This window comes from Streptomyces sp. NPDC003011 (genome assembly GCF_053591515.1).
Window position 1 is genome coordinate 1 of record NZ_JBSFTY010000007.1, and the last position, 22,907, is coordinate 22,907.

15 protein-coding genes are annotated in these 22,907 nt (G+C 73.8%); 10 read left to right on the forward strand and 5 right to left on the reverse strand.

The genetic code is table 11. The features are described from left to right. The first annotated feature begins 322 nt into the window (after nt 1-322). Together ACWD0J_RS05275 and ACWD0J_RS05280 are read left to right on the forward strand one after the other, a co-directional pair. Nucleotides 323-1,615 carry an ATP-binding protein gene (locus ACWD0J_RS05275; RefSeq protein WP_451494399.1) on the forward strand — a complete coding sequence of 431 codons (1,293 nt, stop codon included), beginning with the start codon at nt 323-325 and terminating at the stop codon, nt 1,613-1,615. Continuing rightward, nucleotides 1,612-2,358 (forward strand): LuxR C-terminal-related transcriptional regulator, encoded by a 747-nt coding sequence (locus tag ACWD0J_RS05280; protein WP_451494400.1) that lies wholly within the window; start codon nt 1,612-1,614, stop codon nt 2,356-2,358. The genes ACWD0J_RS05275 and ACWD0J_RS05280 overlap by 4 nt, the downstream gene beginning before the upstream one ends. A 54-nt stretch (nt 2,359-2,412) precedes the next feature. Here ACWD0J_RS05280 and ACWD0J_RS05285 read toward each other — a convergent pair whose 3' ends face one another. Continuing rightward, nucleotides 2,413-3,483: an NlpC/P60 family protein gene (locus tag ACWD0J_RS05285; protein WP_451494401.1), complete on the reverse strand. Its 1,071-nt coding sequence runs from the start codon at nt 3,481-3,483 to the stop codon at nt 2,413-2,415. Nucleotides 3,484-3,934: 451 nt separating this feature from the next. On the opposite strand from ACWD0J_RS05285, the gene ACWD0J_RS05290 reads away from it, so the two are divergent. Both ACWD0J_RS05290 and pcrA read left to right on the forward strand, forming a co-directional pair. After that, nucleotides 3,935-4,288 (forward strand): hypothetical protein, encoded by a 354-nt coding sequence (locus ACWD0J_RS05290; protein WP_451494402.1) that lies wholly within the window; start codon nt 3,935-3,937, stop codon nt 4,286-4,288. A 102-nt stretch (nt 4,289-4,390) separates the two neighbouring features. Continuing rightward, nucleotides 4,391-6,877 carry a DNA helicase PcrA gene (gene pcrA / locus ACWD0J_RS05295; RefSeq protein ID WP_451494403.1) on the forward strand — a complete coding sequence of 829 codons (2,487 nt, stop codon included), beginning with the start codon at nt 4,391-4,393 and terminating at the stop codon, nt 6,875-6,877. Nucleotides 6,878-6,943: 66 nt separating this feature from the next. Here pcrA and ACWD0J_RS05300 read toward each other — a convergent pair whose 3' ends face one another. Then, nucleotides 6,944-8,443 (reverse strand): M23 family metallopeptidase, encoded by a 1,500-nt coding sequence (locus ACWD0J_RS05300; protein ID WP_451494526.1) that lies wholly within the window; start codon nt 8,441-8,443, stop codon nt 6,944-6,946. A 344-nt stretch (nt 8,444-8,787) separates the two neighbouring features. Next, nucleotides 8,788-9,657 carry an esterase/lipase family protein gene (locus ACWD0J_RS05305; RefSeq protein ID WP_451494404.1) on the reverse strand — a complete coding sequence of 290 codons (870 nt, stop codon included), beginning with the start codon at nt 9,655-9,657 and terminating at the stop codon, nt 8,788-8,790. Between the two features lie 470 nt (nt 9,658-10,127). Between ACWD0J_RS05305 and ACWD0J_RS05310 the strand changes: the two genes are divergently transcribed. Continuing rightward, nucleotides 10,128-10,544: a cobalamin B12-binding domain-containing protein gene (locus ACWD0J_RS05310; RefSeq protein WP_451494405.1), complete on the forward strand. Its 417-nt coding sequence runs from the start codon at nt 10,128-10,130 to the stop codon at nt 10,542-10,544. A 224-nt stretch (nt 10,545-10,768) separates the two neighbouring features. Here the strand turns inward: ACWD0J_RS05310 and ACWD0J_RS05315 are convergent, their stop codons facing one another. Together ACWD0J_RS05315 and ACWD0J_RS05320 are read right to left on the reverse strand one after the other, a co-directional pair. Then, the gene (locus ACWD0J_RS05315) at nt 10,769-12,415 is read right to left on the reverse strand and encodes a DUF5691 domain-containing protein (RefSeq protein WP_451494406.1); all 1,647 of its coding nucleotides are present in this window, start codon (nt 12,413-12,415) and stop codon (nt 10,769-10,771) included. 136 nt (nt 12,416-12,551) lie between these two features. Then, nucleotides 12,552-13,907, reverse strand: a complete 1,356-nt coding sequence (locus tag ACWD0J_RS05320) for an SWIM zinc finger family protein (protein WP_451494407.1) — start codon at nt 13,905-13,907, stop codon at nt 12,552-12,554. A 133-nt stretch (nt 13,908-14,040) separates the two neighbouring features. On the opposite strand from ACWD0J_RS05320, the gene ACWD0J_RS05325 reads away from it, so the two are divergent. The 5 genes from ACWD0J_RS05325 (at nt 14,041) to ACWD0J_RS05345 (ending at nt 22,457) form a co-directional block, all read left to right on the forward strand. Further along, nucleotides 14,041-15,171: an ATP-binding protein gene (locus tag ACWD0J_RS05325; RefSeq protein ID WP_451494408.1), complete on the forward strand. Its 1,131-nt coding sequence runs from the start codon at nt 14,041-14,043 to the stop codon at nt 15,169-15,171. 115 nt (nt 15,172-15,286) lie between these two features. Further along, nucleotides 15,287-17,680, forward strand: a complete 2,394-nt coding sequence (locus tag ACWD0J_RS05330) for a DUF5682 family protein (RefSeq protein ID WP_451494409.1) — start codon at nt 15,287-15,289, stop codon at nt 17,678-17,680. Between the two features lie 148 nt (nt 17,681-17,828). Continuing rightward, the gene (locus ACWD0J_RS05335) at nt 17,829-19,052 is read left to right on the forward strand and encodes a VWA domain-containing protein (RefSeq protein ID WP_451494410.1); all 1,224 of its coding nucleotides are present in this window, start codon (nt 17,829-17,831) and stop codon (nt 19,050-19,052) included. Nucleotides 19,053-19,414: 362 nt separating this feature from the next. Beyond that, nucleotides 19,415-20,401, forward strand: coding sequence for a hypothetical protein (locus tag ACWD0J_RS05340; protein ID WP_451494411.1), 987 nt, complete (start codon nt 19,415-19,417; stop codon nt 20,399-20,401). A gap of 196 nt (nt 20,402-20,597) precedes the next feature. Continuing rightward, nucleotides 20,598-22,457: a hypothetical protein gene (locus ACWD0J_RS05345; protein ID WP_451494412.1), complete on the forward strand. Its 1,860-nt coding sequence runs from the start codon at nt 20,598-20,600 to the stop codon at nt 22,455-22,457. The last annotated feature ends 450 nt before the right edge of the window (nt 22,458-22,907 follow it).

Consider the following 22,907-nt stretch of genomic DNA (forward strand, 5'->3'; position numbering starts at 1 on the left):
CTCCGCTTCAGCGCGCTGCCCGAGCACGTCAGGACCGCCCGCTCGTGCGCGCGCGGTTCCGCTTCCGCGGCGGCCGCGGCGCGCGCGTCGGACGAGGTGCCCTCGTCGGGCACGGAGTCCGCGGCGTGCTGGTGCTCTGTCATGGGTCCATGGTGACGGGCGAACGGCCGTGGTGGCAGTCGGTACGACCCTGGCCGAACCCTGATATCGCCCCTGAGCCGGCGCCGGGGAAGCGTTCGACGACCGGGTCAGGCGAAGATCAGGGGCGTCTCGGGGGACAACCCTGATGCCCCCGACCCCACGCCGTGTGACCATCATTGGCATGCCGGAAGCCGCAGCAGCTCCACTCGTCGACCCGCGGCCGCCGCGCAAGCTCTACCGCAGCAGTGACGGACGCTGGCTGGGGGGCGTGGCGCGGGGGCTCGCCGGGCATCTCGGGCTGCCGGTGATCTGGGTGCGGCTGGTCTTCGTCGGCCTGTTCATGGCGGACGGCCTCGGCGCCCTGCTGTACGCCGCGTTCTGGTTCTTCGTCCCCCTCGGCGTCGGCGGTGTCGGCGGCCAGAAGCCGCCGTCCCTCGTCACCACGGAGACCTCGCCGGACGGCCGCCGCAGGCTCGTCACCCGCAGACCGGACAAGGGCCAGATCGTGGCCCTGCTCCTGATGGTCGTCGTGGCCATGGTCTTCGTGGGCAATGTGAACCTCGGCAACGGCGCGAAGGCCTACCTCTGGCCGATCGTCCTGGTCGGTGCGGGCGTCGCCCTGGTCTGGCGCCAGGCGGACAACGCCCGCCGGGCCCGCTGGGTCGAGGCCGGACGGCGCCGGCGCACGCTCAGCCTGCTGCGCGCGGGCGCCGGTGTCCTGCTCGTCACCGCGGGCGTCTCCGGCACCTTCGTCCTGCAGGGCTCCGCCGCCCACCTCGGCTCGGTCCTCCAGGCGGCCCTCGCGGTCCTCGTCGGCATCACGCTCCTCGCCGGCCCCTACCTGGTGCGCATGACGCAGGACCTCTCCGAGGAGCGGCTGATGCGCATCCGCGCCCAGGAGCGCGCCGAGGTCGCCGCCCACGTCCACGACTCGGTGCTGCACACCCTGACCCTGATCCAGCGCAACGCGGAGAGCCCGGCGGAGGTGCGCCGCCTCGCCCGCGCCCAGGAGCGCGACCTGCGCACCTGGCTGTACAAGCCCGAGGGCACCGGCAAGGACGAGGCCGACGAGCCCACCACCCTCGCCGACGCGGTCCGGCGCAACGCGGCGGAGGTCGAGGACAAGCACGGTGTCCCCATCGAGGTCGTCGTGGTCGGCGACTGCCCCCTCGACGAGAGAGTCAGCGCACAGATGCAGGCCGCGCGCGAGGCGATGGTGAACGCCGCCAAGTACGGTGGCGAGGGCGGCGCCGTCCAGGTCTTCGCCGAAGTCGAGGGAAAGACGGTCTTCGTGTCCGTCCGGGACCGCGGCCCCGGCTTCGACCTCGACTCGATACCCGCCGACCGCATGGGCGTCAGAGAATCGATCATCGGCCGTATGGAACGCAACGGCGGCACGGCGCGACTGCGCTCGGTGCCGGACGGCGGCACGGAGGTCGAGCTGGAGATGGAGAGGGCGGAGAAGACGTCATGAGCGACCCGACCGAGGGAAACAGCACGGCGGGAGCGGCGGAGGCGGCCGAGTCCGCGAAGAGTTCCGGCGGCGGCGTGGAGGGGCGGCACGCGCGCGTGGTCCTCGTCGACGACCACCGCATGTTCCGTACGGGTGTCCAGGCCGAGATCGGCCAGACCGAGCAGACCGGCGTCGAGGTGGTGGGCGAGGCCGCGGACGTGGACCAGGCGGTCACCGTCATCACCGCGACCCGGCCCGAGGTGGTCCTTCTCGACGTCCACCTCCCGGGCGGCGGCGGCGTCGAAGTGCTGCGCCGCTGCGCCCCGTTGATGGCCGACGCTGAGCGGCCCGTCCGCTTCCTCGCGCTGTCCGTCTCGGACGCGGCGGAGGACGTGATCGGGGTGATCCGGGGCGGTGCGCGGGGCTACGTCACCAAGACGATCACCGGCACCGACCTGGTCCGCTCCATTTTCCGCGTGCAGGAGGGCGACGCCGTCTTCTCCCCGAGGCTCGCCGGTTTCGTGCTGGACGCCTTCGCGTCCACGGACGCGCCTCCCGTCGACGAGGACCTCGACCGCCTCACCCAGCGCGAACGCGAGGTCCTGCGCCTGATCGCCCGCGGCTACGCCTACAAGGAGATCGCCAAACAGCTCTTCATCTCGGTGAAGACCGTGGAGTCCCATGTCTCGGCGGTCCTCAGGAAGCTCCAGCTCTCCAACCGGCACGAGCTGACCCGGTGGGCGACGGCGCGGCGGCTGGTCTAGGGGTCCCGCGGGACCGAGGTCCCGAGAGGCCGAGGTCCCGGGGGCCCGCGGCCGTCACGCCACCCGCGTCGCCCCCGCGAACGGCATCTCGCTGATCGGGGCCACGCGGACCGGCGCCGAGGGGTTCGGGGCGTGGACCATCTGTCCGTCGCCGACGTAGAGGCCGACGTGACTGACGCCGGAGTAGAAGAAGACCAGGTCGCCCGGGAGCAGTTCGGAGCGGGCCACGCGCCGGCCGGCGCCGATCTGGGCGTACGTCGTGCGGGGCAGGGAGATGCCCGCGGAGCGGTACGCGGCCTGCATCAGACCTGAGCAGTCGAAGGCGTCCGGACCGGTCGCGCCCCACACGTAGGGGCTGCCGAGCTTGGCGTAGGCGTACGAGACGGCCGCCGCCGCCCGGGGATGGGGCGCCTGCGCGGTGGCCGGCCCGGGAGCCGTCATGCCCTCCCGCGCGCCGGCGGCGGAGCGGGAGGCGCGGACCGGGTCGCCGCCGCCTCCCCCGAACCGGGCACGCTCCTGGGCGGAGAGCCGGGACAGCAGCTGCCGGGCCGTGTCCAGTGTGTCGTTGATCGTCGTCCGGTGCCGTCTCAGCTCCGACCGGCGGGACGTCAGCGAGGTCAGCTCGACGTGCGCGGCCCCCCGCAGCCGCTCGATCTCGCGCAGTTGCCGACGGACCCGGGCGACGGAGGAGGCCTGCCGGCTGCCCGCGCGCTCGACGAACTCGGCCCCCTCCAGATACCGGTCGGGGTCGGAGGACAGTGCCAGGTGCAGCGCGGGATCCAGGCCGCCGTCGCGGTACTGCGCGGCGGCCGTCGAACCCAGCGCGTCCCGCGCCGAGTTGAGCTGCTCCGTCCGGCGCGCCGCCTCGTCCCGCAGGGCCGACAGCCGCTGCTCGGCGGCGTCCGCCTTCTCCTGGGCGCCGTTGTACTTCTCGGTGGCGGCCTCCGCCTCCTGGTACAGCTTGTCCACCTTCGCCTTGACCTGCGCCGGCGTGGGCCGGGGTTCGGCGTGTCCGGTCCCGTCCAGACCCGTCGCCGTCGCCGCGCCCGCCAGGGCGATCGTCGCCGCCGTACGGGCCGTGGTGCCGCTGACCGAACGGTGCCGGGGCTTGCGGTGCGCTGCCAACTGGAGTGCACGTCCTTTCGTACGGCCGCCCTGTCCGTACGAACGCCAAGCGGAGCGGACGTACGGTCCGCCCGAGGCGGATGACGCGTCCGGCGACGGCCCGCACAGGGGGAGCGGACCGCCGCCGGACCTTCTCGGCGGTGGTGGCCGGCTGCCGCCCCTGGCCCGGGCGGCGGTGGGGAGCCGGTCACCTGGTGGAGGACGCTAAACCCGACCGTGACGGCTGGGTAACGGGTTGTACGGAAGTGCCGCGAGCGGACCGCCGGGTGACCGTAAGGGACCGGGATCCGGGAGAGGTGGCGACTGTTTCACGCAGAGCGATGACCGATGCGGAGGAATCAGCGGCCCGGGTGGGTGGCGGAGTGCTATGGGCCGCATTCATGCGAGATCCGGCTGAGCGGGACGGGCCGGTGTCCACCGGCGCGGACGCCCCTGATTAGGCTCCGGCCTCATGGACGTACTCATCCATCTCTTCGTCGCCCTGCACATCATCGGCATCGCCGCGCTGCTCGGCGGCTTCCTGACGCAGCTGAAGGCGATGGGCCGGGGCACCGCCCGCTTCGTGCCGGCGATGCTGCACGGCGCCCTGACGATGCTGGTCACCGGCGCGGTCCTGGTCGGCCTCAACCAGGCCGACGACCAGCACGTCGACAACATCAAGATCGGCGTGAAGCTGGCCCTGCTGATCGTGATCCTGGGGCTCGTCTACGTGAAGCGGGACGACGAGAAGGCGGACAAGGGCCTGTTCGGCCTGGTGGGCCTGCTGACCACGGCGAACATCTTCATCGCGGTGCTGTGGACGTGACCGTCGACCCGCCGTCGCGTGCCGTGGTGGATCGTGAATGCTTCGCCGGAGTTCTCAAGGCGGCGCCGGGGTGTCAGTGGGGAGCTCTAGACTCGGAGAGCGATGAGCAGCCTCTTTGATGACAGCTTCCTGGCGAACCTCCAGGCCCCGCGGGGCCACGAGGAGGAACCCCCGCCGCCGCCCGAGGACGAGCACGTGCCGGAGCCCGTTCCGGACGATCTGTTCGGCGGGAGGTTCGACGTGCCGCCGGACCGGGACACCCACTACCGCGACGGCGCCCCGCGCCCGGTGGTGGACCCGGCCGCGCTCCTGGAGGGGCTGAACGAGAACCAGCGGGCCGCCGTCGTGCACCACGGCACCCCGCTGCTCATCGTGGCCGGCGCCGGCTCCGGCAAGACCCGGGTGCTCACCCACCGCATCGCGTACCTGCTCGGCGAGCGGAACGTGCATCCGGGCCAGATCCTCGCGATCACCTTCACCAACAAGGCCGCGGGCGAGATGAAGGAGCGCGTCGAGCAGCTCGTCGGCCCGCGCGCGAACGCGATGTGGGTGATAACGTTCCACAGCGCGTGCGTGCGCATCCTGCGCCGGGAGAGCAAGAAGCTCGGCTTCACCTCCTCCTTCTCGATCTACGACGCCGCCGACTCCAAGCGACTGATGGCCCTGGTCTGCCGCGACCTGGAGCTCGACCCCAAGCACTTCCCGCCGAAGGCCTTCAGCGCCAAGGTCTCGAACCTCAAGAACGAGCTGATCGACGAGGAGGACTTCGCCGCCCAGGCCGCCGACGGCTTCGAGAAGACCCTCGCCCAGGCCTACGCGATGTACCAGTCGCGGCTGCGCGAGGCGAACGCCCTCGACTTCGACGACCTGATCATGACGACGGTCAACCTGCTCCGCGCCTTCCCGGACGTGGCCGAGCACTACCGCCGCCGCTTCCGGCACGTCCTCGTGGACGAGTACCAGGACACCAACCACGCCCAGTACTCCCTGGTCCGGGAGCTGGTCGGCACCTGCGAGCACCCGGTCGACGTGCCGCCGAACGACTACGACGTGCCGCCCGCCGAACTGTGCGTCGTGGGCGACGCCGACCAGTCGATCTACGCCTTCCGCGGCGCGACCATCCGCAACATCCTCCAGTTCGAGGAGGACTACCCGGACGCGACGACGATCCTGCTGGAGCAGAACTACCGCTCCACGCAGACGATCCTCACCGCCGCCAACGCGGTCATCGAGCGCAACGAGTCGCGCCGCCCCAAGAACCTATGGACCAACGCGGGCGCGGGCGCGCGGATCACCGGCTATGTCGCCGACACCGAGCACGACGAGGCGCAGTTCGTCGCCGAGGAGATAGACCGCCTCACGGACGCGGGCGACGCGAAGGCCGGCGACGTCGCCGTCTTCTACCGGACGAACGCCCAGTCCCGGGTCTTCGAAGAGATCTTCATCCGGGTCGGCCTGCCCTACAAGGTCGTCGGCGGTGTCCGCTTCTACGAGCGCAAGGAGGTCCGGGACGTCCTGGCCTACCTGCGGGTGCTGGCCAACCCGGAGGACTCGGTGCCGCTGCGCCGGATCCTCAACGTCCCCAAGCGGGGCATCGGCGACCGCGCCGAGGCGATGATCGACGCCCTGTCCCAGCGGGAGAAGATCAGCTTTCCGCAGGCGCTGAAGCGGGTCGACGAGGCGTACGGCATGGCCGCGCGTTCCACCAACGCCGTCAAGCGGTTCAACACGCTGATGGAGGACCTCCGTACGATCGTCGAGTCCGGCGCGGGCCCGGCGACGGTCCTGGAGGCGGTCCTCGAACGCACCGGCTACCTCGCGGAGTTGCAGGCCTCCACCGACCCGCAGGACGAGACGCGGATCGAGAACCTCCAGGAACTCGCCGCCGTGGCGCTGGAGTTCGAGCAGGAGTCGGGGGAGGGCGAGGAATCCGGCTCGCTCTCCGCCTTCCTGGAACGGGTCGCGCTGGTCGCCGACTCCGACCAGATCCCCGACGAGGACGAGGACGGCTCCGGTGTCATCACCCTGATGACCCTGCACACCGCCAAGGGCCTGGAGTTCCCGGTCGTCTTCCTGACCGGAATGGAGGACGGCGTCTTCCCGCACATGCGCGCCCTCGGCCAGTCCAAGGAACTGGAGGAGGAGCGGCGGCTGGCGTACGTCGGCATCACGCGCGCGCGGGAGCGGCTGTACCTGACGCGGTCGTCCATGCGCAGCGCGTGGGGGCAGCCGTCGTACAACCCGCCGTCCCGCTTCCTGGAGGAGATCCCGGCGCAGCACGTGGACTGGAAGCGGACGGGTGCCATGGCGCCGGTGTCCTCCGGCCCGGTGTCCGGGGTGGCGGCCTCGCTGTCGTCGTCCCGCTCCCGCTCGTCGGCGTCGGGCGCGTCCGGTTTCGCCACCCGTCGGACCGCGGAGAAGCCGACGGTGTCGCTGGCGGTGGGGGACCGGGTCACGCACGACCAGTTCGGGCTCGGCACGGTCGTCGCCGTGAAGGGCACGGGCGCCAACGCCGAGGCGACGATCGACTTCGGGGACGAGAAGCCGAAGCGCCTGCTGCTGCGGTACGCGCCGGTGGAGAAGCTGTAGCCCGCGCGCGGTGAGCCCCGGCCGAACGGCCGGGGCTCACCAGGGCTCCTGTGCGCAGGCGGTCGCTTACGTCGGGTCGACCGCGTGGCTGCGCAGCCACGACAGCGGGTCGATCGCCGAGCCACCGGCCGGCCGTACCTCGAAGTGCAGGTGCGGGCCGGTCGAGTTGCCCGAGTTTCCGGAGTACGCGATCGGGTCGCCGGCCTTCACGGTCGTACCGGAGGCGACCCGGTAGCTGGAGAGGTGGCAGTACCACGTCTCCGTGCCGTCCTTGTCGGTCACGATCATCATGTTGCCGTACGCGCTGTTCCACTGCGTCCGCACGGTGCCGTCGGTCGCGGCCATCACGGTCGTGCCGTAGGACACCGGGAAGTCGATGCCGGTGTGGATGGACATCCAGTTGATGCCGGACTGGCCGTAGTAGGCGCTGAGCCCGTGCTGGGCCACCGGCAGCGCGTACTTGGGGCGCAGCCGCTCCTTGCGGGCGGCCTCCGCGGCGGCCTTCTTCTTCTCGGCCTCCTGCTGCGCCTTGAGGTCGATACGTTCCTGCGTCCGGCTGACCCGGTCGCTGAAGTCGTCCGCCTCGGCGGACAGGCTCTGCAACTGGGTGTCGAGCTTGTTGTTCGCGGCGGCCGGCTGGACGGGGGCCGCGTCCGCCGCGGTCGTCGAGACGTCCTTGTCCTCGCTGGTCAGGGTGGTGACGGAGGCGGCGGCGATCCCCGCGACGCCCATCACGCAGGCCGAGGGCACGGCCACCGTCAGCAGCGCGGACCGCTTGGCGGGCAGCCGGCGCCGCGAGCGGGACGCGCCGCGAGCGGCGGCGCGGGACGACGGGACCGGAGCCGGGACGACCTCTTCCTGGTCGTCGAGGAGAGGCGACCCGGAGGCGGTGGATCCGTCCGGCACGGCCGGCAGCTCACCGGTGGCGGCAGACTCGTCGTCGCCCGGGGCGTGGTCGTCGTAACCGATCTGCTCGAAAGCCGCCGTCGCCTGCTGGTCGGCGTGCTCGCCCCGCTGCCCGTACTCCTCGGCGCCCGTCGCGGCGTGGCCGTCGGAGTTCCACTGCGTGGCGTCGTACGCCCCGGTGTCGAAGGCCTGGGTGCCCCATTCCCACTGCTGCGTGGGGTCGGCCGGGGTGCCGCACTGGTCGGGCTGGAGCCAGGTGTTCGCGTCCCACTGGCCGCTGGTGTCGGGGCTCGTCGCCTGCGGCGGGATCGCGGAGAGGTGCTGGTGCTCGGCGGTCCAGGCGGTGGAGTCGTACGCGCCGCTGTCGTAGGCGGTGTGGTGCTGGGCCGCGTACGGGTCGTGGTGCACGGTCTGGTGGCCGCCCGTGGACCAGACCGACGTGTCGTACGAGCCCGTGCCGTCGGGCAGGCAGCCGAACAGGGGGTCGGACTCGAAGGTCGTGGCCTGCGCGCCGGTGTCGAATCCGGTGCCCGGAGCCGGGACAAAACCGGTGGCGTCGTAGCCGGCGTACGTGGTGAAGTCGTCGTACGGGGCTTCCTGGGTGCCGTACGGCGTGCAGTGCGCCGAGGCGGCGTCGGAAGCCGGAGCCGGGGTGGTCATGGTCCCCGACGGGTGACGGTCGTTCACCAACTTCTCTTTCGCCTCGACAACAGGGGCTGCCAGAGCAGTGCGGCGACTGTACCCGGCGGTACGCGGGCGCGACAATCTTCCTCTGGGTTTCGCGCGCGCAGGAAACGGGCATTCGGCCGTGTTTCGGGGGACCGCGGGCGAGAGTTTGGCCCTGTGTTCGAAGAGCGTTCGATGTCGGTGTGCTGTCGGGCGGCTGTTTCCCCGCTCTGCGGGGCGGTCGTCACGGGTGGTACGGCACAGGATGTGCTGGTTGTCCCGGGTACCCGTCATGCGGGCCGTTACGCCGCGATGAGCGGTGTGTGTCGTGCGCCGGTCTACGCCACCGTCAGTCCGCCGGTGCGCGCGGCGGTCTCCTCGCCCGGGCGTGCCGTGTCGAGGACGCGCCGTATCCCGGCCGCGACCGCGGGGTGCAGCGGCAGGGCGAGATGCCCGATCCCGCTCACCTGGATGTTCTCCGCCGCCAGGTCGGGGTGGTCGACGCAGGCGGCCTCCAGCGGGTCCATCAGGTGATCCAGGTCGCTCCAGAAGCTGACGAAGTGCGTCCGGCAGCCGGGTGCGGGCCGGGTCAGCTCCTCGATCAGCTCCGAGCCGGGGCGCATCTGGCGCACGATCGGATGCGCGTTGGCCAGCGGCGCCACCCGGGTGCCGGAGTGCGGGGTGCCGAGCGTCACGAGCGTCCGGACGCGGGTGTCACCGCCGAGGCGCTGTACGTAGTACCGCGCGATCAGCCCGCCGAGGCTGTGCCCGACGACGTCGACCTGCCGGCTGCCCGTGCGCTCGCAGATCTCCTCTATGTGCCGGCCGAGCAGCGCCGCCGCGGTGCGGATGTCACAGGTCAGCGGCGAGTAGTTGAGCGACTCGATCTGCTGCCTGCCGTGCTGGACGAGGCTGCGGCGCAGCAGGACGAAGACCGAGCGGTTGTCGATGAACCCGTGCAGCAGGACGACCGGGGGCTTGGCCTCCCGGGGCAGCTGGGCCGCCCTGTCCTCCGGTGCGGGGATCGCGGGCAGGGGGGCGCGGCGCTCCTGCGTGATGCCGGAGGGGTAGAGGAGGAGATGGCCGGCGAGGATCGCGAACTCCAGGGCGGTCGCCTTCAGGAGCGTCAGGGAGAGATCCGCCAGTCTGCCCGGGAGCAGGCGCTGGCAGAGCGGAAGAAAGGGCAGTGCTGCCCTGGTGACCTTCATGGCCGACCTCCTGTCGGCGCGCGGAGGGACGGCTCTGTCCCCCGTGTGCCCTCATGGGGAGGCGTGGCGGAGATCCTCGACGGGGCGTGAGCGGGGTACGTGGGGTGAGTGCGGCCTGCGGCGTGCGTGACGGGGGCTGCCTGCGTTGCCGGTGTCGCCCGTGGTGCGCCGATGACGTGGTGAGATCCCCTGCCGGCGTGGCGACGGGGCTCCCCGCTGTCGTGCCTTACCTGCCCTGCGTGCCCTGCGTGCCCCCGTCGATCCGTCCCACCGCCGCGGCGCGCGGCCTGCGGCGCGGCGGTGGGACGACCTCGTTGCGGCTCCCGAACGTGTCCCACCGTGTGATTTCCCCCTCGGTATCCACCGCGAAACTGCGGGGTGCGGGATGCTGGCGATAACGTTCGTTCACTTTCCCGGCCGGTGCGGTACTTGTCGGTACGGATGGATGCAGTCGCTTCATGGAGGCAGTGATGGGTGTGGCAGCCGGTCCGATCCGCGTGGTGGTGGCCAAGCCGGGGCTCGACGGCCACGATCGCGGGGCCAAGGTGATCGCGCGGGCGTTGCGCGACGCCGGTATGGAGGTCATCTACACCGGGCTCCACCAGACGCCCGAGCAGATCGTCGACACCGCGATCCAGGAGGACGCCGACGCGATCGGGCTGTCCATCCTGTCCGGGGCGCACAACACGCTCTTCGCGGCCGTCATCGACCTGCTCAGGGAGCGGGAGGCGGAGGACATCCTGGTCTTCGGCGGCGGGATCATCCCCGAGGCGGACATCGCCCCGCTGAAGGAGAAGGGCGTCGCGGAGATCTTCACGCCGGGGGCGACGACGGCGTCGATCGTGGACTGGGTACGGGCCCATGTGCAGGAGCCCGCCGGGGCGTAGGCCGTCGCGGTGTGACGGTCGGCCGTCGTGCGGGGTCGGTCGGGTCGGTCGGCCGTCGTGTGGTGCGGGTCGGGCGTCGTGCGATGTGGACGGGGCGTCGTGCGGTGCGGACCGGCCCCCGTGTGGTGCCTGCCGGTCTGCGGGACCCTCGCCCAGGGGCGCCGGCGCCGGTCCGCCGTCACGGCCGCCGGTCGGCCTGAACGGGCCTGGTGCTCGCCTCGTGCTCAAGCGCCCGGCGGGCTGTGCGGCCCCGCCGCCCCCAGTTCCTCCTGCATCGCCGCCCGCAGCCGCAAGGTCGTCATCAGGCGCTGGAACGCCTCCGCCCAATAGCCCCCGGCTCCGGGACTCGCGTCCTCCGGTTCGTCCGGGACCGCCAGCAGTCCGTCGAGGCGGCTCGCCTCCGAGGGGTCGAGGCAGCGTTCCGCCAGGCCCATCACTCCGCTGAAACTCCATGGGTAACTCCCCGCGTCGCGTGCGATGTTGAGGGCGTCGACCACCGCCCGTCCGAGCGGCGCGGCCCACGGCACCGCGCACACTCCGAGCAGCTGGAACGCCTCGGACAGACCGTGGGCCGCGATGAACCCGGCCACCCAGCCGGCCCGTTCGGCGGCGTCGAGCGTGCCCAGCAGCTTGGCCCGCTCGGCCAGGGACACCGCCCCGGGGCCACCGGCCTCGGGTGCCGCGGGCGCCCCGAGCAGGGCTCGCGCCCACTGCGCGTCCCGCTGCCGCACCGCCGCCCGGCACCAGGCCGCGTGCAGTTCGCCCTGCCAGTCGTCGGCCACGGGCAGCGCCACGATCTCCCGCGGAGTACGGCCGCCGAGCCGCCCCGGCCAGGTGCCGAGCGGGGCGGACTCCACCAACTGGCCGAACCACCACGACCGTTCACCCCGCCCCGCGGGCGCCTTGGGCACCACCCCGTCGGCCTCCATGCCCGGGTCGCACTCGTGCGGCGCCTCGACGAGAAGGGTCGGGGTGTCCCCGGTGTGGTCGACGGCCACACAGGCCCCGGCCCGCACCGCCATCCGCGCGGCCAGCGCCGAGCCGGGCAGCGCCGACAGCAGCTCCGCCGCCGTCGCCCGTACGTTGCGGCTGCGGTCGGTCAGCGCCTGCTCCAAAAACGGCTCGTCGTCCGCCGCCAGGCCCGACCTCAGGGAGTCGAGGAACATCAGCCGGTCCTCGGCCCGTTCCGTCGCCCAGGTCGTCGCGAGCAGTTCGCGCGCGGCCCCCGGCTCCCGGGCACGGATCGCCGAGAGCAGGGCCACCCGCTCGGCGAACAGCCCCTCCTGCCACAGCCGTCGGATCTTCTCGGTGTCCTCGGGGTGCGGCAGCGTCGCGCCCCCGCCCGGTGTCGCGCGCAGCGCGAACCGCCAGTCGGGGTTCAGCCGGGCGAGCCACACCGCGCGCGGCCCCGCGAAGGCCAGCGCCGCCGGCCGCAGATCCGTCCGCCCGCGGGCCGCGTCCAGCAGCGCCGGCAGCAGCTCGGGGGGAGCGGCGAAACCGCGGGCGTTGGCCGTCGTCAGCCACTGCGGCAACAGCTCCATGAGGTCCGGTGCCGTACCCCGGCGGCCACCGCCGCCCGCGCCAGGGCGGTCGGCCAGCAGCATCGCCAGTCTGCGGGCCGCCGCGGCGGGCAGCCGGGGGCGGGTGTCCTCGGCGGCCGGTTCCGGCAGCCGGGCAGCCCGCCCGGGGCGCAGGCCGGCCCGTCGTCGTACGGTCTCCACCGCCGCCGCGTCCAGCAGGGCGAGCGGGGCCTGCCGGCCGGGCGGGCAGCCCGGCGGGGTGCGCCGCTCCGTCCCGAGGAGGGCGGCCGTGACAAGTTCCTCCCAGGCACCCGGGGCGGGCGCCTCCACATGAGCCGTGGTCCTGGTCATGCGTTCCTTTCCGTGCCTCTTCGGGTGGTGCCCGGGAGTGGCTGAAGGGTCACGTGGTCCGGGTGTCCAGTGAAACGGGACACATGCGTGAAATGAGGGAGAGAAGGTGGATTGTCGGACGAATGCGCAGGTCGGGTCAGCACAGGGGGACCGCCTCGCCTGGTCCCTGCGGCCAGGCCGTCAGCGGGGTGAAGCCGCGGTGGCCGCACTCGCCGAAGACCGTGACCGGAGCGCCGCCCGACAGGGAGACCAGCCGCCACAGACCCGGGCGGGACCGCGCGGCGGACGTCAGCGGCAGCGCCGTGTCCCCGCCGGCGTCCGCCAGCTGCCAGGAGTCGCCGTCCGGGGCCGGGACGACCCCGTCCAGCGTCACCGGGACGGCGTCCAGCCACGGGTCGTCCCGCAGGGCCTCGCCGTAACGGGCGGCGGCCTCGGCCGGGGTCACCCCCGGCGGGCGTATCGCCGCGGGAGCGGGCGGGGCGAACTGCTCGCCCAGGGCCGCACGCGGCTGCCCGGCACCCGGATACGCCGACACCTCCGCGTCCAGGACCAGCCCCACCGGCAGCGCGAGCTCCGGCGCGCGGCCGGCGGCGCCATAGGAGAGCAGCAGGGCCGTACGGCCCGACTCGGCGCCGTACAGCCATGTCCGGCGGGTGGTCAGCCGGGCGTCCGCCGTGTCGTACTGGGCGAGGACCAGCCAGCGGTCCCGCAGCGGCGGGCCGTCCGCCGAGGCGGGCAGGCCGACCCGGGAACGGACCGTCGCCGCCAGGCCGTCGGGCAGCCGCTCCCGGCGCAGCCAGCCCTGGTCGAGGAGATGCAGGAGAGCGCACTCCTCCAGCAGACGCACCGGCCAGCCCGGCCCGGACGACGGGATCGCCCCCAGTTCCCGCACCCGCGCCGCCAGTCCGGAGGCCTGGGCGTCGACCATGCGGGCCGCCGTCTCCTCCCACAGCCCGTACCCCGCCTGCTCCGCGCCCGCCAGGCCGCCGCGCAGCAGATCCGCCAGCCGCTGCTCCAGCTCCGTCACCCCCGCGGTGATCCGCTCGGCCCGGCGCTCCGCCCTGCGCCGCGCCGCCTCCGGATCACCGGAACCGGACGGGGAACCGGCCGCGCCCGCCGTCCGTTTCTCCGCCGCGCGCTTCCTTCTCCCCTCTATCCACTCCCCGGCCCACTCCGGCGGCTGTCCGGGCGGCACCGCGCCGTCCCCGCCCGCCCAGAGCAGCAGCAGCCCGAGCGCGTGCTTGCACGGGAACTTCCGGCTCGGACAACTGCACCTGTACGCCGGGCCGGACGCGTCCGCGATGTCCACGACCGTCTGATACGGCTTGCCGCCACTGCCCTTGCACAGCCCCCACACCGTCCCCTCGCCGCAACTGCCCGCCTCGGACCACGGCCCGGCCGCCCCGAGTCTGCTGCCCGCTTTGCGCGACGCGGCGTCAGGAGCCAGTGACAGCACCTGGTCCGCGCTCCAGCGCACCCCCTGCTCAGTCATGTCATCGAAGGTAGATCCCGCCACTGACAATCGGCTCCGCGAGCGCGTTCGCGCAGGTCGGATCGCATTGTCAGTGGCGTGGTGCACGGTGGACACCAGATCCGAACCGGCCGAGCTGGAGGGGGACTCAGCCATGGCTGTGTCTGCAGAACCTACGTCCGCGCACCTGCGCGAGCAGGACCCGACCGAGGCGTTGCGGCCGCACGCCGAGGACGCCTTCGCCGAGGAACTCACCGCGCTCGCCGCGCAGGACGACCGCCCGCGCCCGGCCCGCTGGAAGCTGTCGCCGTGGGCCGTCGCCACCTACCTCCTCGGCGGCACCCTGCCCGACGGCACGGTGATCACGCCGAAGTACGTCGGCCCGCGCCGCATCGTCGAGGTCGCCGTCACCACCCTCGCCACCGACCGCGCCCTGCTCCTGCTCGGCGTGCCCGGCACCGCGAAGACCTGGGTCTCCGAGCACCTGGCCGCCGCGGTCAGCGGCGACTCCACCCTGCTCGTGCAGGGCACCGCCGGCACCCCGGAGGAGGCCATCCGGTACGGCTGGAACTACGCGCAGCTGCTCGCCCACGGCCCCAGCCGGGACGCCCTGGTCCCCAGCCCCGTCATGCGGGCGATGGCCGAGGGCATGACGGCCCGCGTCGAGGAACTGACCCGTATCCCGGCCGACGTCCAGGACACGCTCATCACGATCCTGTCGGAGAAGACGCTGCCGATACCGGAGCTGGGCCAGGAGGTGCAGGCGGTCCGCGGGTTCAACCTGATCGCGACGGCCAACGACCGCGACCGCGGGGTCAACGACCTCTCCAGCGCCCTGCGCCGCCGCTTCAACACGGTGGTGCTGCCGCTGCCGGAGAGTGTCCAGGCCGAGGTCGACATCGTCTCCCGGCGCGTCGACCAGCTCGGCCGCTCCCTCGACCTGCCGTCCGCGCCCGACGGCATCGACGAGATCCGCCGCGTGGTGACCGTCTTCCGCGAGCTGCGCGACGGCGTCACGTCCGACGGCCGCACCAAGCTGAAGTCGCCCAGCGGCACCCTGTCGACGGCGGAGGCGATCTCCGTCGTCACCGGCGGTCTCGCGCTGGCCGCGCACTTCGGCGACGGCGTGCTGCGGGCCGGCGACGTCGCCGCGGGCATCCTCGGCGCCGTCGTCCGCGACCCGGCGTCCGACCGGGTCGTGTGGCAGGAGTACCTGGAGGCGGTCGTCCGCGAGCGCGACGGCTGGACGGACTTCTACCGGGCCTGCCGGGAGGTGAGCGCGTGAGCGGCGGCGGGTGGGGGCCGCCGGGCGGGCATCCGGCCCCGCTCGGCGCGTCCGGCGAGCGGCTCGGGGACTCCGGGCGGTCCGGGATGTCCGGGAAGTCCGGGAGGGGGACGAGGTGACAGGCGCCGAGGAGTCCGGGGGCGGGTGGCCCGGGGAGGGACCGCTGCTGCTCGGGGTGCGGCACCACGGACCGGGTTCCGCGCGGGCCGTGCGGGCGGCGCTGACCGCGGCGCGGCCGCGGGTGGTGCTGATCGAGGGGCCGCCCGAGGCGGACGCGCTGATCGCGCTGGCCGCCGACGAGGACATGCGACCGCCGGTCGCGCTGCTCGCCCACGCGGTGGACGAGCCCGGCCGGTCGGCGTTCTGGCCGATGGCCGAGTTCTCCCCGGAGTGGGTCGCGATCCGCTGGGCCCTGGAGCACGACGTCCCGGCCCGCTTCATCGACCTGCCGGCCACCCACACGCTGGCCTGGGTGAGGGACGGGGAGAGGGATCCCGAGGGGCAGAGGGAGCCCGAGGGCGAGCAGACCGGGGAGGAGGGGGCCGGGTCGGACGCCGGGGCCGACGTCCGGGTCGATCCGCTGGCCGTCCTCGCGGAGACCGCCGGTCACGACGATCCCGAGCGCTGGTGGGAGGACGTCGTCGAGCACCGCGGGCCGGGCGACGGGGACGCTCTGGCCCCGTTCGCCGCGCTGGAGGAGGCCATGGGGGCGCTGCGGGAGACGTACGGGAGCGGGGGCCATCACCGGGACCTCCTGCGGGAGGCGTTCATGCGGCTCCAGGTGCGGGACGCGCAACGCCGGTTCGGGGACGGCGTCGCCGTGGTGTGCGGAGCCTGGCACGTGCCCGCGTTGCGGCACCGGACCACCGTCGCCGCCGACAGGGCCCTGCTCAAGGGACTGCCCAAGGTCAAGGCGGACATGACCTGGGTGCCGTGGACGTACCGCAGGCTGTCCCGGCGCAGCGGGTACGGCGCGGGCATCGAGTCGCCGGGCTGGTACGGGCACCTGTTCGGCGCGCCGGACCGCCCGGTCGAGCGGTGGCTGACCAAGGTGGCGGGGCTGCTGCGGCAGGAGGACCGGCTCGTCTCCTCGGCGCACGTCATCGAGGCGGTGCGGCTGGCCGAGACCCTCGCGGTCATGCGCGGCCGTCCGCTGCCGGGCCTGAGCGAGACGACCGACGCCGTGCGGGCGGTGATGTGCGACGGCTCGGACGTGCCGCTGGCGCTGGTGCACGACCGGCTGGTCGTGGGAGACGTGCTGGGCGAGGTCCCGGCCTCCGCGCCCGCGGTGCCGTTGCAGCGGGACCTCGACCGGACGCAGCGCGGACTGCGGCTCAAGCCGGAGGCGCTGGAGCGCGAGCTGGAGCTCGACCTGCGCAAGGACACCGACGCCGGACGCAGCAGGCTGCTGCACCGGCTGCGGCTGCTCGGCGTGGCGTGGGGCGAGCCGGCCGCCTCGCGCGGCAGCACGGGCACCTTCCGGGAGACCTGGCGGCTCCGATGGGAGCCGGAGCTGGCCGTGCGGGTCGCGGAGGCCGGGGTGTGGGGGACGACCGTGCTCGGTGCCGCGACCGCCAGGGCGGAGTCCGACGCGGTCGCCGCCCAGGGCCTCGCCGACGTCACGGCCCTCGCGGAGCACTGCCTGCTGGCCGGCCTGCCGGACGCGCTCCCCACGGTGATGCGGACCCTCGCCGACCGGGCGGCTCTCGACGCCGACGTCGGTCACCTCGCCCAGGCCCTGCCCGCCCTGGTCCGCTCCCTGCGCTACGGCGACGTACGCGGCACCGACACGGCGGCGCTGACGGAGGTCGCCGCGGGCCTCGCGGAACGGATCTTCGTCGGCCTGCCCCCGGCGAGCACCGCACTCGACCCGGACGCGGCCGAGGAGATGCGCGGCCATCTCGACGCGGTGCACGGCGCGGTAGGACTGCTGCACGACGCCGCCGCACCGGCCCACGGTGACCTGAGGGGGCGCTGGCACGCCGTGCTCGGCGTGCTGTCCGGGCGGGACACCGTGCCGGGGGTGATCCGCGGGCGGGCGGTGCGGCTGCTGCTGGACAGCGGGGAGCTGGCGCAGGACGAGGCGGCGCGGCTCATGGGGCTCGTGCTGTCGCCGGGAACCCCGCCGGGGGACGCGGCCGCGTGGATCGAGGGCTTCGTCGGCGGCGGCTCCGGCGGCGGGATGCTCCTGGTGCACGACGAGCGGCTGCTCGGGCTGGTCGACGCCTGGCTGACCGGCGTGCCGGCCGAGGCGTTCACCGACGTGCTGCCCCTGCTGCGGCGCACGTTCTCGGCGTACGAGGCGGGTGTGCGCCGGACACTCGGCGAACTCGTCCGGCGTGGGCCGGGGCGGCGGGGGAACACGACGGCGACCGGATCCGGCATACCCGGCTTCGCGCCCGGCCTCGACGGCGAGCGCGCGGACGCCGTGCTGCCGGTCGTGCGGCTGCTGCTGGGGCTGGACGGCACGGAAGAGACCGCAGGCGACGACCTGATGGGGGTGGCGTGATGACGACCGACTGTCTGAGTGAGCCGAGGGAGAGGACCGAAGCGGTGGACACCGTCAGGGACGGGCGCGGGGCGCACGAGGCGCAGTGCCCGACGACGACCGTGCCGGTGATGCCGCTCTGGGAACGGCTTGGGACGGGGGGACGCGGATGACGACCGGACCAGCGACCACGGCCGAGCCGGACCCGGTCGCGGTGACCGGATCCCGGGTGACGGCCGAGCCGGTGGACCCGGGGCGGGAGCGGCTGCGGCGCTGGCGGCTCGTGCTCGGCGGTGACGCGGCCGACGGCACCGGCTGCGCGCTCTCCGGAAAGGACGCCGCGATGGACGGGGCGCTCACCGCGCTCTACGGCAAGGCGGACAGACCGCAGGCGGGACGGGACCGCGCGGCGGGGCTCGGGGCGTCGGCGCCGTCCGTGGCGCGCTGGCTGGGGGACATCCGGACGTACTTCCCGTCCTCCGTCGTCCAGGTGATGCAGCGCGACGCCATCGACCGGCTCGGGCTGTCCGCGCTGCTGCTGGAGCCGGAGATGCTGGAGGCGGTGGAGGCCGACGTGCACCTCGTCGGCACGCTGCTCTCCCTCAACAAGGCGATGCCGGAGACCACGAAGGAGACGGCACGCAAGGTCGTGCGCAAGGTCGTCGAGGATCTGGAGAAGCGGCTCGCCACCCGGACCCGGGCCACCCTCACCGGCGCCCTCGACCGCAGCGCCCGGATCAACCGGCCGCGCCACCACGACATCGACTGGAACCGCACCGTCGCGGCCAACCTCAAGCACTACGTGCCGGAGTACCGGACGATCGTGCCGGAGCGGCTCATCGGGTACGGGCGCGCGTCCCAGTCGGTGAAGAAGGACGTGATCCTCTGCATCGACCAGTCGGGGTCGATGGCGGCGTCCGTCGTCTACGCGTCCGTGTTCGGGGCGGTGCTGGCGTCGATGCGGTCGATCGACACGCGGCTCGTCGTCTTCGACACCGCCGTCGTCGACCTCACCGACCAGCTCGACGACCCGGTCGACGTGCTGTTCGGCACCCAGCTCGGCGGCGGTACGGACATCAACCGGGCGCTCGCCTACTGCCAGTCGCAGATCACCCGGCCCGCCGAGACGGTGGTCGTGCTGATCAGCGACCTCTACGAAGGGGGCATACGCCAGGAGATGCTCAAGCGGGTCGCGGCGATGAAGGCCTCGGGGGTGCAGTTCGTGACGCTGCTCGCGCTGTCCGACGAAGGGGCGCCCGCCTACGACCGGGAGCACGCCGCCGCGCTCGCCGCGCTGGGCGCACCGGCCTTCGCCTGCACGCCCGACCTGTTCCCGGAGGTGATGGCGGCGGCGATCGAGAAGCGGCCGCTGCCGATACCGGAGACCGCGTGACGGGACCGGGAGACGGGACCGCGTGACGGAACCCGTGACGGGACCGCGTGACGGGACCGCGTGACGGAACCCGTGACGGGACCGGGTGACGGGACCGGGCGAGGGGCGACTTGTCGACCCGCTGACGTGCACGGCGATCAGCAAAACGGACATGAGTGCCCATCGGTGGCGGGGGGCTTGCGCAACCTCTGGAGTCCCGTGCGAGGATCGACGCCCGTCAGCGGTGCGAGGTGTTCCGCTCGCTCGGCATCGCGTCGTACCCCGACGCACCTTGGCGTACCTCGTCGTACGCGGAGGCGTCTCACGTCGTACCGCTTCGTACGTCGTGCCCTGTTCCGCAGCACGGAGGGACCTCCCCGGACTTGACCCTGCACGCCGCCCTCTCCGGTGCCGCTCTGCGCGTGATGCGCAGGGCGGCCGGGAGGCGTGCGCTGCACGTGGCGCTGCTGGCGGGTGGGCTGTTCGCGCTCGGGCTCCTCTGCGGGGAGCAGGCGCACGCAGCGGACGGGGTGCCGTCGGTGACGGCTTCCGGGAGCGTCCGGCCGGTGACGAAGGGTGCGGTCGCCGAGGTGGTGCCCGCCCCGGCGGAGGCGACGACGGCGAAGCAGGTCACCCCGGAGCCCGGCGGGCGTCCGGTCGGTGACCTCGCGGACTCGGTGGCCGCCGGGGCGGAGTCGGTCTCCGCCGGACTGGCCGAGGTGGGGGCGAAACGTCCTTCGCCGCCCAGGACGGCGCCCGGCGCCCCCTCCTTGCCGGAACCGCCGGATCTGCCGGATGTCCCGGGTGCACCCGGGATTCCGGGCCCGCCCGAATTCCCGACGGTGCCGGCCGAGCCGTCGGTGCCGTCGGCGCCGTCCGTTCCAGGCCTCCCGGGGCTTCCCGGTCTTCCTGCTCCGCCGTCGCTTCCGGGGCACACGCTCCCGGCGCCGGACCCCGTCCCGGCCGCTCCGCAGCAGGACTCGGTGCCGGCATCGACGCCGACACCGACGCCGCCGTCGGCACTGAACGGACGGACACCCGAGGGGCGCTCCGCCACGACGACGTCCCTCGCGTACGGCCCCGGGCTCGCCGCCCGCACCACCACGACCCCGGTCGCGGCGCACAGGCCCGCGCACCGGGCCGACCGTCCCGGGTACGTCCCGGTGCGCCAGGCGCCCACCCAGAGTCCGGGCGGCGCGCTGAGCGGCAAGTCGGCCATGGACAACGGCACCTCACGGCACGGCGGCGACGCGCACGCCGTCACGTTCGACCACCGGGCGCCGCTGCGGCTCGTGCCCGGCGCCGCCGCGGGCGTCGAGGCCCACGGCACCCGGGACAGGCACCGGGACATTCCCGTTTCTCCCGCCTAGGGCAGACCTTCCCCCGCCGCAGACCTGCCGCGCGGGGGCGGAAACAGGTCTGCCCACCCGTCCGGATCCCTCTCGATCCCCGGTGATCTCCGGTGATCTCCGGACGGAAGCCCTCGGAATGTCCCAGCCTTCCCCAGTCCCGCGCTCCCGCCGAGGAGCTCCGGACTCCTGAGGATCTAAGGATCTGACGCACGCCATGAACAAGAACATCCGCCGTTCCATCGTGATAGCCGCCGGTGTCACCGGCGCGTGGGCGCTCGGCTCCACCGTCGCCAGCGCGGACGAACTGCCCTCGGCCCCCGTCTCCGCACCGGACGCGACGACCGGGACCGGTACGGACACCGCCAACGCCACCAGCGCTGCCACCGGCACCGTCACCGGGGTCGTCGGCACCGTCACCGGCACGGTCGACGGAGTCGTCTCCGACGCGCGGGACACGGTCTCCGGCCTCCCCGCCGACGACGACCTGACGCCGCAGACGGTCACCGGCACGGCCGGCACGACCGGCACCGCCGAGCAGGCCCGCCGATACGTCGACGCGAAGGTCACCGTTCCCAAGGCGGCCAAGATGAAGGGCGCCGCGGCCATCCAGGGCGCCAAGGCCGCCCGCGCGGCCAAGGCCGAGGCCGATGCCGCCACCGCGACGACCGCCACCGCGACGACCGTCGTCACCGCCACCGCCCACCAGGCGACCACCACCGCCAAGACCGCGGCCTCCGACGCGGACACCGTCCCCCGGGACGGGATCGACTACCTCTTCGGCCCCCTCTCCGTGTTCGCCCCCGAGCTGGAGCAGGCGCTGGCCGCCGCCCAGACGAAGCTCCAGGGTGCGCGGTCGACGGCCCGTTCCCAGACGCAGGGCGTCGACGGCGTCGTACGGACGAAGGCACGGCACGCGGTGGCGGGCGCGGGCCGCACGGCGGCCGGGGCGACCGGCGCCGCGCACACCACGGTCACCGGCGCCGAAGGCCGGGCCGCCGAGGCGGCCACCACCGCCCGGGGCGCGGCGACCACCGTCACGACCACCGCCGAAGCCACCGTCTCGGCGGTCCCGAGCCATGTCACCGGCACGGTGGGCGGCGTGCGGCAGCACGTCGTCGGCACCGTCGCCGAGGTCCCCGGCACGGTCACTCCGGTCGTCCGGCAGACGACGGCCGCGGTCGTCCCGCCCGTGGCGGCGGCAGCCGTGCACGGAGTGCCGCCGATCGCCGCCGGCGCGGTGAACGGCGTGACGCCGGTCGCCGTTGGCGCGGTGCGCGGAGTGGCGGGGGCCGCCGGCCACACGGTGGACGCCGCGACCGCGCTGGCGTACGGAGTCGCCGCCGACGTCCGGCCGGTCGCCGGCGGTGCCGTCCAGGGAGTCCGGCCGGTCGCCGGCGGTGTCGTCGCGGACGTTCCGCCGTACGCCACCGGGCTGGCCGGCCAGGTCGCCGACGACACCACGGCCGCCGTCCTGCCGCCCGTGGCGCACACCGCCGTGCACGGCGTGGTGCCCGTCGCCGGGCAGGCCGTCGCGGACGCGGGCGGCGTGGCGTACGGCGTGGCCCGCGACGTGCGGCCCTTCGCGGCCGGAGTCACCGGCTCCGTGCCGCCGCTCGCGCACGGCGTGGCCGGTCACGCGACCGGCCTGGGACACGGCGTCGCGGGCCAGGTGCCGCCGTTCGCCGAGGGCGTCACGGGCGCCGTCCGGCCCGTCGTCGACACCGTCGTGCGGACGGCGCAGGAGACCGTGCGCGAAGCCGTGCACGGCACCGTCCAGCCGGTCGTGCGGGGTGTCGGCGGCAGCGCCACGGCACTCGCGTACGGCGTCACGGGCGACGTCGCTCCCTTCGCGGACGGCGTCGTCGGCGAGGCCGCCCGGTTCACGCACGGCGTCGCCGGCCAGGTCGCGCCCTTCGCCCAGGACCTGACCGGGACCGTCCGGACCACCGCGGGCCCGCTCACCGGGCATGCCGTCACCGGCGCCCACGGTGTCGCCGAGTCGGTCACCCCGGACTACGTGCAGGACGCACAGGCCGTACAGAACGCGCACCACGGCAGCGCGTACAGCCTCTGACCGTCCCCACCGACTCCGCGAGGCGACAGGACCCGGACGGCCGAAAGCCGTCGGCCGGTCTGGTCCGAGCCTCGCGGGCCGGGCGCGGTGATCCTCATCGGGGAGGGGACCACCCGCCCAGAGCCCCCCGGGGGCTGCCAGTCCGTGGCCCCGAGGGGCTGCTCAAAGGGGCCTCACCGGGTCAACCCCAGCCCGGTGAGGCCCTTCTCGCGTGCCCGCCGCCTGCTTCCCGCGTGCCGCCTGCGTACCGGCTCCGCGGCTCCCCGCTCCCTCACAGGCGGCACCCCGTGCCAGTGAGCACGGCATCATGTGACAGGTATCACCGCTCAGGTGTGACCCGCGGTTTAGAGGCCCCCCGCAAGCAGCGATAACCTGCGAGACGGACATGCCGCGCGCTCGGACACCGTGTGCGCCTCCCTTGTGACTGACAAACAGCGGACGTCACGTTGC

Excerpts from the sequence above, each read along its gene's own strand:
- ACWD0J_RS05280 (WP_451494400.1), top strand. The coding sequence starts at position 1,612 with ATGAGCGACCCGACCGAGGGAAACAGCACGGCGGGAGCGGCGGAGGCG.
- ACWD0J_RS05305 (WP_451494404.1), bottom strand. The coding sequence starts at position 9,657 with ATGAAGGTCACCAGGGCAGCACTGCCCTTTCTTCCGCTCTGCCAGCGC.
- ACWD0J_RS05275 (WP_451494399.1), top strand. The coding sequence starts at position 323 with ATGCCGGAAGCCGCAGCAGCTCCACTCGTCGACCCGCGGCCGCCGCGC.
- pcrA (WP_451494403.1), top strand. The coding sequence starts at position 4,391 with ATGAGCAGCCTCTTTGATGACAGCTTCCTGGCGAACCTCCAGGCCCCG.
- ACWD0J_RS05300 (WP_451494526.1), bottom strand. The coding sequence starts at position 8,443 with ATGACCACCCCGGCTCCGGCTTCCGACGCCGCCTCGGCGCACTGCACG.
- ACWD0J_RS05290 (WP_451494402.1), top strand. The coding sequence starts at position 3,935 with ATGGACGTACTCATCCATCTCTTCGTCGCCCTGCACATCATCGGCATC.
- ACWD0J_RS05320 (WP_451494407.1), bottom strand. The coding sequence starts at position 13,907 with ATGACTGAGCAGGGGGTGCGCTGGAGCGCGGACCAGGTGCTGTCACTG.
- ACWD0J_RS05345 (WP_451494412.1), top strand. The coding sequence starts at position 20,598 with ATGAACAAGAACATCCGCCGTTCCATCGTGATAGCCGCCGGTGTCACC.
- ACWD0J_RS05335 (WP_451494410.1), top strand. The coding sequence starts at position 17,829 with ATGACGACCGGACCAGCGACCACGGCCGAGCCGGACCCGGTCGCGGTG.
- ACWD0J_RS05310 (WP_451494405.1), top strand. The coding sequence starts at position 10,128 with ATGGGTGTGGCAGCCGGTCCGATCCGCGTGGTGGTGGCCAAGCCGGGG.
- ACWD0J_RS05315 (WP_451494406.1), bottom strand. The coding sequence starts at position 12,415 with ATGACCAGGACCACGGCTCATGTGGAGGCGCCCGCCCCGGGTGCCTGG.
- ACWD0J_RS05325 (WP_451494408.1), top strand. The coding sequence starts at position 14,041 with ATGGCTGTGTCTGCAGAACCTACGTCCGCGCACCTGCGCGAGCAGGAC.